This is a genomic window from Flavobacteriales bacterium (assembly GCA_020435415.1).
Lineage (GTDB): Bacteria > Bacteroidota > Bacteroidia > JACJYZ01 > JACJYZ01 > JACJYZ01.
Window position 1 is genome coordinate 27,486 of record JAGQZQ010000007.1, and the last position, 12,650, is coordinate 40,135.

Here is a 12,650-nt window from a genome sequence, read left to right on the forward strand (position 1 = left end):
CGGCCCCCTAAGTGCTGATATCCGGTAGTTTGCTTTGTTATTTTGTATTATTTATAGGTAAAATTTCGCCACTCGTCCGATTCCGGGTGTAACGATTGTCGCCCGGGTCTGCGTATAATAAGGGATCGTTCTCCGATCACCTTCCCCCATGCAATGGCCGCAGTATCGCGTGAATCGGCACTGTTCAAAAGCTAAGAAATTCCGGTTTTTGAATTGCTTTCATGATGATTTTATGTCAAATTGTAATACAAGATTCCCAAGACCTTTTACCAGAAGGTTAAGTTTCTATAACTGGTGTTAACAAAAATTGAGGTATGAACGCTATGAAAAACATCTACAAAGTATTATTCGGTATTTCACTATCCTGTGTCGTGACTGGCAGTGTGTTGGGGCAGGATGTGCAAAAACCCATGAACATTGGATCGATCCCCGAAGTGGCCGGGATGTTCCTGCAACATGTAAACAAGAACGTATCCATGCAGTTGCCTTCCGGAAAGGCCATTGATGTAAAGATCATTGACGATCAAACCACCAGCCAGGTGTTTCGCGTCTATGGTGAGGTACAGAATGCGAAAACATCCATCTTCCATATATATGGTACCGAACACAGCGTGAACGGAAAGATCGTGATCGATAATAAGGAAGGTTATGAAGTGAGCACCGACGCCAAATCCGGTCAGGTGATCATTACCAAAGTGGATGTGGGTCAACTGATCTGCATTTCCCCCGGAAAGGAAAATGTCACCGCCGTTAATAACCAACCACAAGCCAATAAGGTGCAGGCACAACCGGCGCTGAACAGCAACCCAAGTGCGCCTTTTGTGCTTTACCTCGATTTTGATGGTGAGTACGTCAACGACTCATACTGGAATAGCCAGATGGGCGGTGCAAAACAATGCAATGGCCCGAATTACTCCAATGCGTTTATCACGGATGTTTGGGCGGCTATCTCAGAAGACTATCGCCCATACAACATCAATGTATCTACAGAACGCGCTTCTTTTGATGCCAAATCCAAAGCAGCGCGTCACATGGTGGTTTATACCAATACCTGGGGTTCAGGTGGAGGTGTTGCCGATATCGGTTCTATAGCCAATAATGGAACGGATATCTGCTGGGTGTTCTTTAATCACCTTGAACAAACCGTGAGTGATATGGCGGTGACCGGTGCACACGAGTCAGGCCATGCCTTCGGTCTGCAACACGACGGAAGCACTTCAGACGGAAACTATTGGGGTGGCCATGGTAACTACGGTGCCATCATGGGCAACAACTACCAGACCAGTGGTAGGGCTATCTGGCAGTGGAGCAAAGGCGAGTATGCCGGAGCCACCCACCATGGTGGTGGACAAAACTACCAGGACGATGTTGCCATCATCGCAGGTAACCCCGGCGTAGGTTACCGTACCGATGAACACGGTGATGACATTAACAGCGCCACAGAGATTGACGTGGAGACCGATGGTACTGTCATGGGATCGAAAAATAACGGTATCATTACAAAGAGAACAGATAAAGATGTATTCTCCTTTATGACCAGCGGCGGCTCCGTAAGCTTTAACTTCCAAAGCGGAACCGGCGAATGGACCAACGAAGCCGACCTTGACATCCAGGCCAGGCTGCTCGATGCCAGTGGTACGGAAGTGACCAAGTCCAACCCGACTGGACTCCAGGCCAGCATCAGCACTACGTTGCAATCCGGTACTTACTATATTGAAATTGACGGCGTGGGATACGGCGACCCCGTGACCAACGGATATTCCGATTATGCATCCCTCGGCTACTTCGAGATCAGCGGGAACTACCCTCCCGGAAGTGCCGATGTGCCACCCACGATCGTATCCATTGATGCGGCCGACAACTGCGGTGAGTTCACTTTCGAAGGTGTGGTACAGAATGCCGTGGATACCTACCTGTGGGAGTTCGGTGACGGAGGTACATCTTCCAGCGCCGTTGCAACGCACAAGTATACCCAGTCCGGAACACACGGTGAAACTGACCGTTACCAATCAGTTCGGTTCGGATAACACCACGCAGAATGTAACCGCCACCGTCCTGTCCGCACCTGTTGCGGTCGACGGAGAGCGCTGCGGATCAGGTGTGGTTAATTTGTCCGCCACCGCTTCTTCCGGCGGCGACCTGAACTGGTACGATGCAGCCACCGGTGGAACCCTGCTTCATACCGGAAGTACCTATTCACCCAACATCACCGCCAATACCAACTTCTGGGTGGAAGAGTCAACTGCTCCGGCCCCTGCCAAAGGCGGACCCGCAACACCTGCTTCCGTCGGTGCCGGCGGCTACTTCGCAGATAACGATATCCGGGGTATCTTCCTTGATGTGATCTCCGATGTGACCATCAAATCGGTACTCGTGGATGCCAATGGCGCAGGTACCAGAACAGTGGAACTGCTCGATGGTGACGGTGGCAATGTGATCGAGACCAAAGACATTGACATGGCTGATGGTCAGCAACGCATCACACTGGATTGGACTGTACCTGCAGGCACAGGCTACTACATGAAGATCACCGGCTCCCTGGTGGACCTTTACCGCAATAATGCAGGTGCCAGCTATCCTTACGATGTGAGTGGACTCGTTTCTCTGACCGGAAACAACTACACGGACCAGGGTTACTATTACTTTTTCTACGATTGGGAAGTACAAGGCCCAGGATGTGTCAGTGAAAGAACACAAGTTACCGGTGTAACAGATGTATGCACAGGTCTCGATGACCCCTCTGCGCAAAACGTGATGCGTATTGCACCTAACCCTACCACCGGTGTGATCAACGTGAACCTGGGCCTCCCAAATGCCAACAGCGCAAACCTGATCGTGATGAACCTGATCGGCGAGGTGGTCTACCAGAAACAACTGGGTGCATCAAGCCTGACATCTACGTCAACGATTGATCTGCGCAATCAACCGAAAGGGGTATACCTCGTGCGTGTTCAGTCTGAACAGCATACAGCGACCCAGAGAATTGTGGTTGAATAATCGCTTTGAAGATGCCTCGAGCCATATGAGGTTTATTAGTTAGGAAAAACGGCCGCGCCTCTGTGCGGCCGTTTTTTTATGTTGCAGCAGCACACCATTACAGCAAGAGCACACCATTACAGCAAGAGCATACAGCAACAGCATACAGTGAGGCCGTACCGAAACATTGTGGAGTAGGTAATCATTTCGACGGTGGTTGTATGCTATGGTGCTGTTGACAGATCCCTCGCTGCGCTTCGGGATGACAGAAATCATAAGGCTTGTGGAAAGGTGAAAGTGCGCGACTGACGTTTTCATATCCTGATGATTCAGTCGCACACTTTCACCTTTCTTCCCATTTAGACAAAACAGACTTGTCATCCCGAAGCGCAGCGAGGGATCTATGGCGACATAAAGCTTTCTACGATGTCTAAAACGTCATACAGAAACACCGCAAAGCAAATCGCCACTCCCTGTATGCCGTATGCTCTTGCTGTATGCTGCTATTGTATGCTGTTCCGTCTAACCTCTGACCTCTTAAAGTCTGACGTTCCCCAATAACATACAGAAACACCACAATGTATATCGCCACTCCCTGTATGCTGTATGCTCTTGCTGTATGCTGCTATTGTATGCTGTTCCGTCTAACCTCTGACCTCTTATCGTCTGCCGTTCTCCAATAACATACTGAAACATCGCAATGTATACCGTCACTCCCTGTATGCTGTTGCTGTATGCTGCTATTGTCTGCCCCACCTAAAACCGCCAGGCTCAAGACCTGCCAAAGCCAGCGCACGGTGGGTCACAGTAGATAAAAGTTGTTCGATGTTTTCCGGTTGGCTGTACAGGGATGGACTGGCTGGACAGATGATCCCACCCGCCAGGGTCACGGTTTCCATGTTCCGGATATGGATGAGGTTGTAGGGTGTTTCACGTGCAACCAGGATCAGCTTTCGGCGTTCCTTCAGCATCACATCGGCGGCGCGTGTCATCAGGTCATTGGAAATTCCGGAAGCGATACGTCCGAGGGTGCCCATGGAACATGGACAAATGATCATCGCATCATAGCCCGCAGATCCGGAAGCGAAAGGTGCATGGAAGTTGTCTTTTGTATAGAGTGGGAAGGCAGTTTCTTTCGGAAAGGACTCACCCAGTTCTTCCTGCCACACCACCCTGGCGCTGTCTGATGCCACGATGCCTGCTGTTTCGATCTGGTCTTTCATTCCTTCCAGTTGTTGTAACAACAACCTGGCATACGCCGCGCCGCTGGCGCCGGTGATCCCGATCACGATCTTTTTCTTTCCCATGATGGTAAAGGTAGAGAGGTGGGATGGAATCCGCAACTGTGGGTGTAGGTAGGAGGGCAGTCTTGAATGTTTGGCTTGCCACTTTGAAAATAGGTATGGCTTTGTATCGAGCCGTGATTTTATCCTATCTTCATAAGTACAAAAAGTGATGAAGAATGGTTACAATCATTAAAAGAGGAACCAGTGTGTCCAAGCAAATGGCCGAGGATTCCGATGCACGTATCAAAACACATAAGCGATAATTTCCTGCGTCGGTTCGTATTCCTTCAATCCCACCTTCTGCATGGCAAGTACATACCGGCAAACATCTTCCGATATGCAACCAAGTAATTCAAAAACCGTAAATTTGTTAGGTAACCCACCGGAAAGCATAAAACGGCCATGATACGAACGATAACCATTGATATCATTAATGAGAAAGCCATGAAACTCCTGAAAGATCTGGAGCTTTTAAAACTCATCCGTTTGCGGAGGGAGAAGGATCATACGCACACCGTCAATTGGGCACAACGACACAAGGGTACTATGTCTAAGCAATCGCTATCCGATATAGATAACCAACTTAATGAATTGCGTGGCGGATGGGAGTAAAACATATTTGGGATACCAACATTGCCATCTACTATCTGCAACAGCAATTTCCGGAAAAAGCGGAAAGGTTTATTGATAACACCCTAAAGAAAGCACTGCCGTGCATTTCAGCTATTACGGAAATAGAATTGCTGTGCTGGAAGGCTGCAACAGAAAAGGATCTGGAAGCCATTCAGCTTTTTATCAATGACATTATTGTTATTGAATTAGAGCATGAAATAAAACTCAGAACAGCAAACATTCGAAAGCAATACAAGATAAAGCTCCCGGATGCGATCATTGCCGCTACAGCTATTGTCCACGATCTTACTTTGATCACCCGCAATGTTACGACTTCAAAGCGATAAAAGACCTGGCCCTGGTAAACCCTTGGGATAAATCATAGAATGACCAGGGTAATGAGTCCCGTTATTGCCGCAGTGATTTAGCTCTATATTCCTGTAGATTGTCACCGAGTTCTTTTCTCTTTAACGCACCGGTAAGGTAGTATTGGTGGGTGTTTTTGTGTTTTGTAGCGAAGCGTTTATCGCTTTCTCAAACGACCTTCGCGCTTTACGTTGCAAGTCCTCCATTGCCTGCCGTAGCCTTGGCGAAGGCAGGCTCGCTTTTATCCTCAATTCCGCAAGTTCCCTCAATATAACAACCTTTGGTGAGTCAGGTCAAAGAATGGGGTGACGACTCTGAATATTTTTTGATTTTTAGCTTACCTGTAGTGCTAGGGTAATGCAATTCCGTACTGTTTCGGGACTGTTTTTCAGGTCCGGGCGTAGTTATCCCTTTCCCGGGGTTTGTTACCGTCGGGTTGGATGGTTATGATTTGTTCAGGTATATCCCGGGGCGAACTGCACGGTGATTTTCCGCGCATGCTTTGTGAGACGGAAGGGATGGATCACGTATCGGTAGATGAATTGTTTGAGTCTCCATTTGATCACATTTTTGCCGAACCTTTTTCTCAGGGTGGTTTTCAGATACTCAAAGACGATGGCACACCAGGCCATAGCTGCCATATACACCATGTTCATTTTCATGGATGAGAAGGGAAGATGATTCAGGTTAAAGTCGTTGCCCAGAAAATCAAAGTTTCGTTCGGCTGCGCCCCTGCCGTTGTAGTATTGGATGACTTGCTGCGGGGTCATGGCGGTATGATTGGTGATGATGCCCCGGTAGATATAGCTTTCCCCGGTGAAGATGTTGGTCTGCTCTCTGATATCCTGATTGCGTTCAACCACCAGGCGGAAGGGTTTTTTATAACCGGGATGTTTCCATTGCCCTTGGGCCACTTCTATCTCTCTTTGCCCGATAGTGACCTTCTCCCAATGAAGCTCCTGGCCTTGCAGATGATGCAGCACATCGCTGCACCGGATGAAAAAAGAGCGACAATTGTTTTTCACTTCTTTGATCACCTTATACTGGCAACCAGCTGCATCGATCCGTAAGCGGTCCACCTGAATGTTCTCTTCCCGGAGTTTTGTAAAGCAATCTCTGAGCATCAAATGCATGCAGAAGGATGCATTGGTGTTGCCATTGCGCCCTTCAATGTACAAGGGTATCCTGCCACTGAAGGCCATCATGGGTTGGTAGCCTACTGTTCCGGTATAGGTACCCTTTGCATCTTTCTTCCCGCACTCAAACACCTTGCCGTCCACATCCAGATCAATCACCTTCTTGATCATGCCCAGATTTTTGGCGGTGGATATCAGCAACCGGTTCAGTTTATTGTTGCGATTAAACAGATGACAGGACCGCTCTGAGAGTACAAGATGATCTTCTACGGCCAGTTCCTTCAATGCATATGCTGCCGTATCCGGACTGCATATGCGCATGGGTAAGGCATCTTTGTGCGTCCTGCGCAGATACTGAAGGTCCTCCAGGCAACTGCCCCCGCCCAGGGTCATCCCCAGCAATGAACCAAACACTTCATAATGACTGTAGCAGGCATTACCGGCGCGTTCTCCCACAACTGCGGTGAAAATGGTGGATAACTTTTTGGAAGAAATTCTATCCCATGCCTTGCGCAATCCACCGTAAACGAAGATATTTGATTGTCTTGTCACATCACCAATATGGTGAAAGACACAAAACGCGGAACAACCTGTCTTTACAAGTTTTCCGCGTTTTTATTAACAGCACTTGCGGAATTGAGGTTTAAAGTACAGCAGTTTCTTTTTATCATCCAGCCTTATGGTCCGGCTGCTGTCCGGGCTTTCCACTGCAATCACGGCTATATTGCAAGTGTACCTGCTTCGTCGCTTTTTTTCTTCTTACTTTCTTTTCTCCTTGATGAGAAAAGAAACAAAAGAATCAAGAACGAACGATGCTATCCTCCCGCTCTGCAAGAATGCTAAAACAATACAAAAGTAGTGGGTGTTAACACCCAAAGGCAAGCCCCTTTTGTTTGTTTTTACGCATTCCTGCATTCACGCCTCCCCACGCCCGCCGTTCGTTCAGGCCTACGCACTTTTGCATCCGTCAAGAAGGAAGCTTCGCGCTTTGATTTATGAAAACAAAAAAGAAGCGACCCCGAACATCCGGGGTCGCCTTTGAAGTAGTTTAAACGATCAATGCCTGAAATCTTATTTGTTCTCCCCAACAACAGTGAAGGTTTTCGTTGCAATTACCCTCCTAGTCCCATTATAATCAGCAGTAACAGTTAGTGTATCTTCTCCCGAATGCTTGTTATTATATGAATACGACATAATATGTTTAGTCCCATCTTTAACTGAACGAAGTTTGTAACGAGTATGTAATTCGAGTACAATGGGGTTTAAGGTTGATTCACAAAATATGTTCACCCCGCTTACATCCTCATCATAGATGATCCGGATTCCACACCATTGCTTTATTTGTGTTTTATAAACAGGCTGTAATTTACTCGGGGAAAAAGTAACTGTATCTGTATGACAGTTAAAGTTTATCTGGACAGAGTCGTTATCCTGAAAGTGTGATATAGGATATTGTTTGGTCGGTATATTAAAACCGCCAATGCCGGAAAACATGTTAAACAGCAACGGAAGAAGAGGGTATATCACCATGTTTTTTTCTCAATAATCTCCCGAGCAATAGCATTCACAAATACCACTTCCCTTCAAAACAATCCCATCCGGTCTCAGCTTTTTCGACTACGCCTTATCCCGGCTTCGTAAATTCAGACCCCTACCTCACAATCAGTTTCTCGTGAAATACGACGCCGTTTTCAGCCACGGCCTCCACAAAGTAGGTGCCTGATGCCAGTTCCAGTCCGTTGAGCGGAATGATGGCTCCGGGTTGGGGAAGCAGCGTTCGGATCTTTTGGCCATTCAGGGTGAAGATGTTCACCTCACGGATGGTTTGGTTGTTGCCCTGAATAAATAAGGTGGCGTGGTCAACCATCGGGTTGGGGTAGATGTGGGCCCGTGTGGTTTCATTCCCTTCCGTCTGGTGCACATCTGTGATAACCTTATTGACGGCAGCGAGTGCATCAATGCGTCCCCAACCAAAGGTGTTGTTGGGGATCTGGCTGCCGGAGACACCGCCACAGTTCTCTGTCGTGGTGAGCTGAACGGCGGTCGACTTGATGATGTTCTCGATGCTGTCTACCTGTCCGGCCAGTGCGGGATTGGCGGAGATGATCAGGGCAACCAAACCGGCCACGTGTGGTCCCGCCATACTGGTGCCGCTGAAAGTGCTGTAGCTTCCACCCCTGATGCAGGAACGGATCGATGAGCCCGGGGCGGAAATATCGGGTTTCATGAGATTGCTGCCATCCACGGTGACATTGCCCCGGCTGCTGAAGCCTGAGATTTCATCCAGGTTGGTGGTGGAACCCACGGAAAAACTTTCGTCGAACATGGCAGGAGGATCCTGAACGGTGTTGCAGGCGGAACCGCTGTTTCCCGCAGAGGCGACCACAACGATCCCCGCAGCGCGGACATTGCCGATTATCGTGGCCATGGCGGAAAAATTGCTGGAGTCACATCCCTCCGATGGCGGACAGCCCCAGGAGTTGTTGATGACATGTGGTGCTTTTGAAGGCATGGGGTTGGCATCATTTAAGTCGGTGGGTGCAATGAACCACTGGAAACATTCGGCATAGCTTGCGAAAGTTCCGGCACCAACATCCATATTGCGGCAGCCGATCCAGGTTGCTCCCGGCGCCATCCCGATCTGGTTGGTGTTACCGTCATCCCCCACCATGGTGCCCATGGTATGGGTGCCGTGGTTATGGTCATCGCAGGGTTCAGTGGAGTTCAGGCCGCAATCGCCGCCGTTCCCTGTGTGGACGGCATCATGCCAGTTGTAGTTATGATTTGCGGCATTCCCGTTCCACCCCCGGTATTGAGCGAGGATGGCCGGGTGATCCCATTCATAGCCTGTGTCCTGTCCGCCAACCACAGCGCCCTGCCCGGTGTGGCCCAAATCCCATACCTGGTCTGCTTTGGTCAGGGTAAGGCTCCACTCAATGGCTTCCATGGATTCAGTACCGGTGGATGCGGGTTGTGCTTCATTCACCGGCTTCAGCATTTCAAAGCGGGCGTTCGTGAATATCCGGGAGACCTCGGAGAATTCCGCCAAGGCCTGTATAACACTCACATCCCCTTTGACCCAGATGCCATTGATGATGAAATAGGAACTGTACGGTGCATTCAATTCCTGTAGTTTGTTCCATAATGGGGGCTGTGTATGTGCCGCGAGGTCCTGCAGTTTATTGAAGACATAGGTTCCTTTTTCTTCCTTTGTCTTGAAGTGATAGGCATCGCTGACATCGGCCTGCTGCTTCATCACTACGAAGAATTCCACCTCTCCGCCGGCTGAAGCTTTGGCCATGAGTTTGGAGTCAACTTTCAGCATCCATTCGGTGGAAGCATTCCGGGCAATGACGGTGGAAGAAATAAGGGCGCTTGCGATCAGTACGGCAAACCAGTGTCTGTGTGTGGACATGCGATTGAAAATATGGTTGAAACTATGTCTCTGTATGCGTTAGGGGGAAGTAGATAAAATTAGAAAAACCTATGCACAATCGCAAAGCGACGATCAGAATGAAGAAAATAAAAAAGGCCGTCATATGTATGACAGCCTTTTTTAAGGTTAGGGTTTGACCAGATTATGCGCACTTGGTATGTCCGCAGCTTTTGCAGTTCAGGCAGCCTTCTTCATAAACCAGGGTGCCTTGTCCGCAGTCGGGGCATTCGTTATCCACGGGAGCGGTGCCGTCGGGAATGAATTTCTTCAGCGCCCGTACCACACCGTTCTTCCATGTGTTCAGATATTCATCATTCATGTTAAGGCCGGACACCATGTGCACCACGAATGGCAATGGCATGCCGTGGCGGAGTACGCCGGAGATCAGCTTGGCATAGTTCCAGTATTCCTGGTTGAAGGAACGTGATAGTCCTTCGAAGGTCACTTTGTAGCCTTCCTTGTCCTGGTACTGGAAGTCGTACCGGGATGTTCCGTCTTCCGTGCGGCTCTTGATCACCCAGCCTTTGTCTACCCAGGCAGGCAGGGTGAATACATCCTCGATGCGGCCGGTGAAGATCTCGTAAGGCTTGTTGTTAAGCAAACCCACCACGGCCATCCATTTTTCGTTGTTGTTCTGGAACCTCACAACGGCAGCTTCCAGGGTTTTAGGTCTTTTCGGTGCCTTGGATTCGCTGACCAGACCGGGTTCATCCTTCTTGTCTTTCTTTTTATCGTCATTCACCAGGACGCCTGAGCGGGAACCGTCGCGGTAAACAGTGATGCCTTTGCAACCGCTTTCCCAGCCGGTGCGGTAGATGTTGGCCACGAGTTCTTCATTCACATCCTTCGGTACGTTCACGGTAACGCTGATGGAATGGTCCACCCATTTTTGCACGGCGCCCTGGAGTTTCACCTTGGCGACCCAGTCTACATCATTGGCAGTGGCTTTGTAATAAGGCGATTGTTTCTTCAGTTCTTCCAGTTCCTCGTCGGACATCTTCTTGACCTGATCTTCGGTATAGCCATTGGCTTTGAACCAGGTGATGAAGTGATGATGAAAAACGTGGTATTCTTCCCAGGCATCTCCCACTTCATCCACAAAGTCAACCCTTACATTCTTGTCGTTCGGATTTACTTTGCGGCGTCTTTTGTAAGACTCCATGAACACAGGCTCGATGCCTGAGGTGGTTTGGGACATGAGGCTGGTGGTACCGGTAGGGGCGATCGTCAGCAGGGAGATATTGCGGCGTCCGTATTTCACCATGTCGTCATAAAGGGCGGGGTCGGCGTGTTTGATGCGGCCGATGAACGGATTCTTTTCTTCCCGGACAGGATCATAGATCGGGAAGGATCCGCGGTCTTTGGCCATGTCTACGGATGAGCGGTAAGCTTCCAGTGCAATGGTCTTGTGGATTCTTTCAGAGAACTTGATGGAGTCATCCGATCCGTAGAGGATATTCAGAGCGGCCAGCATATCACCTTCCGCTGTGATGCCTACACCGGTACGACGACCTTGCAGACATTTTTCCCTGATCTTCTTCCATAGATTACTTTCAACGCGTTTGATCTCTTCATCCTCCGGATCTTTTGCAATCTTCTCGATGATGGCATCGATCTTTTCGAGTTCCAGATCGATGATGTCATCCATCATGCGCTGGGCCATCCGCACATGCTTGCGGAACAACGGAAAGTCAAAGGCGGCTTCCGGAGTGAATGGGTTCTTTACATAGCTGTAGAGGTTCACCGCGAGCAGCCGGCAGCTGTCGTAAGGGCACAATGGGATCTCACCGCAAGGATTGGTGGAAACGGTTCTGAAGCCGAGGTCTGCATAGCAGTCGGGCACGGATTCTTTGATGATGGTATCCCAGAACAGGATGCCGGGTTCGGCGGACTTCCATGCGTTGTGAATGATCTTTTTCCAGAGTGCTGAAGCATCGATCTCCTGCTTGTAAACAGGGTTGGCCGATTGGATAGGATATTGTTGTGTATACGTGGTGCCGGTGGTGGCCGCTTTCATAAAGGCATCATCCATTCTAACGGAAACATTGGCGCCGGTGACCTTGGTGCCGTCCAGTTTCGCATCGATGAACTTCTCAGCATCGGGATGCTGGATGGAGATGCTCAGCATCAGGGCGCCCCTTCTGCCGTCTTGCGCAACTTCCCGGGTAGAGTTGGAATAGCGTTCCATGAATGGTACGATGCCGGTAGAGGAGAGGGCGCTGTTCATCACAGGACTTCCTTTGGGACGAATGTGCGACAGGTCATGTCCTACCCCGCCGCGGCGTTTCATTAACTGTACCTGTTCCTGATCAATCTTCATGATGCCACCGTAAGAATCCGCATTGCTGTCATGTCCGATCACGAAGCAGTTGGAAAGGGATGCGATCTGAAAGTCGTTACCGATGCCTGTCATCGGACCACCTTGCGGGATAATGTATTTGAAGTCTTTCAGGACATCGAAAATCTCTTCTTCCTTGAAAGGCTTCGGGTATTTGGCTTCAATGCGCGCAATCTCGGAAGCCATTCTCCGGTGCATGTCATCGGGTGTGCGTTCAAAGATATTGCCTTCGGAATCCTTCAGGGCATATTTATTGATCCATACGTTGGCTGCCAGCTCGTCTCCCCGGAAGTAAGCGATGGATTGCTGAAGCACTTCTTCGAAGGGGAACGGACCTTCCAGGGCCTTCTTCGGTGTGGGTGTAGTGTTCATTTCAACAGTCGGACTCACGGGTTGCGCGGTGGCCTTTTCATCAAGATTGAGGTCGAGGGTCAGGGTCTGGTTTTGCTCTTTGATTTCGGACATCGCAGGTTTGTTTTTATCGGTTATGGGCATCAGTA

8 protein-coding genes are annotated in these 12,650 nt (G+C 49.4%); 4 read left to right on the forward strand and 4 right to left on the reverse strand.

The features are described 5' to 3' along the window. Nucleotides 1-323 precede the first annotated feature (323 nt). Nucleotides 324-2,027: a pre-peptidase C-terminal domain-containing protein gene (locus KDD36_02475; GenBank protein MCB0395490.1), complete on the forward strand. Its 1,704-nt coding sequence runs from the start codon at nucleotides 324-326 to the stop codon at nucleotides 2,025-2,027. Next, on the forward strand, nucleotides 1,990-2,997 hold the full coding sequence (locus KDD36_02480; GenBank protein ID MCB0395491.1) for a T9SS type A sorting domain-containing protein: 1,008 nt from the start codon (nucleotides 1,990-1,992) through the stop codon (nucleotides 2,995-2,997). The genes KDD36_02475 and KDD36_02480 overlap by 38 nt, the downstream gene beginning before the upstream one ends. A gap of 719 nt (nucleotides 2,998-3,716) precedes the next feature. On the opposite strand, the gene KDD36_02485 is transcribed toward KDD36_02480, so the two are convergent. Next, nucleotides 3,717-4,283, reverse strand: a complete 567-nt coding sequence (locus KDD36_02485; GenBank protein ID MCB0395492.1) for a UbiX family flavin prenyltransferase — start codon at nucleotides 4,281-4,283, stop codon at nucleotides 3,717-3,719. A 381-nt stretch (nucleotides 4,284-4,664) separates the two neighbouring features. Between KDD36_02485 and KDD36_02490 the strand changes: the two genes are divergently transcribed. Further along, on the forward strand, nucleotides 4,665-4,874 hold the full coding sequence (locus tag KDD36_02490) for a hypothetical protein (GenBank protein MCB0395493.1): 210 nt from the start codon (nucleotides 4,665-4,667) through the stop codon (nucleotides 4,872-4,874). Continuing rightward, nucleotides 4,865-5,221 carry a type II toxin-antitoxin system VapC family toxin gene (locus KDD36_02495; protein ID MCB0395494.1) on the forward strand — a complete coding sequence of 119 codons (357 nt, stop codon included), beginning with the start codon at nucleotides 4,865-4,867 and terminating at the stop codon, nucleotides 5,219-5,221. The genes KDD36_02490 and KDD36_02495 overlap by 10 nt, the downstream gene beginning before the upstream one ends. A 474-nt stretch (nucleotides 5,222-5,695) precedes the next feature. Here the strand turns inward: KDD36_02495 and KDD36_02500 are convergent, their stop codons facing one another. The 3 genes from KDD36_02500 to KDD36_02510 form a co-directional block, all read right to left on the reverse strand. Next, nucleotides 5,696-6,928 carry a transposase gene (locus KDD36_02500; protein ID MCB0395495.1) on the reverse strand — a complete coding sequence of 411 codons (1,233 nt, stop codon included), beginning with the start codon at nucleotides 6,926-6,928 and terminating at the stop codon, nucleotides 5,696-5,698. Between the two features lie 1,099 nt (nucleotides 6,929-8,027). Continuing rightward, nucleotides 8,028-9,791 carry a S8 family serine peptidase gene (locus tag KDD36_02505; protein ID MCB0395496.1) on the reverse strand — a complete coding sequence of 588 codons (1,764 nt, stop codon included), beginning with the start codon at nucleotides 9,789-9,791 and terminating at the stop codon, nucleotides 8,028-8,030. Between the two features lie 163 nt (nucleotides 9,792-9,954). Then, nucleotides 9,955-12,522: an adenosylcobalamin-dependent ribonucleoside-diphosphate reductase gene (locus tag KDD36_02510; GenBank protein ID MCB0395497.1), complete on the reverse strand. Its 2,568-nt coding sequence runs from the start codon at nucleotides 12,520-12,522 to the stop codon at nucleotides 9,955-9,957. Between the last annotated feature and the right edge of the window lie 128 nt (nucleotides 12,523-12,650).

Excerpts from the sequence above, each read along its gene's own strand:
- KDD36_02475 (MCB0395490.1), top strand. The coding sequence starts at position 324 with ATGAAAAACATCTACAAAGTATTATTCGGTATTTCACTATCCTGTGTC.
- KDD36_02495 (MCB0395494.1), top strand. The coding sequence starts at position 4,865 with ATGGGAGTAAAACATATTTGGGATACCAACATTGCCATCTACTATCTG.
- KDD36_02485 (MCB0395492.1), bottom strand. The coding sequence starts at position 4,283 with ATGGGAAAGAAAAAGATCGTGATCGGGATCACCGGCGCCAGCGGCGCG.
- KDD36_02490 (MCB0395493.1), top strand. The coding sequence starts at position 4,665 with ATGATACGAACGATAACCATTGATATCATTAATGAGAAAGCCATGAAA.
- KDD36_02510 (MCB0395497.1), bottom strand. The coding sequence starts at position 12,522 with ATGAACACTACACCCACACCGAAGAAGGCCCTGGAAGGTCCGTTCCCC.
- KDD36_02505 (MCB0395496.1), bottom strand. The coding sequence starts at position 9,791 with ATGTCCACACACAGACACTGGTTTGCCGTACTGATCGCAAGCGCCCTT.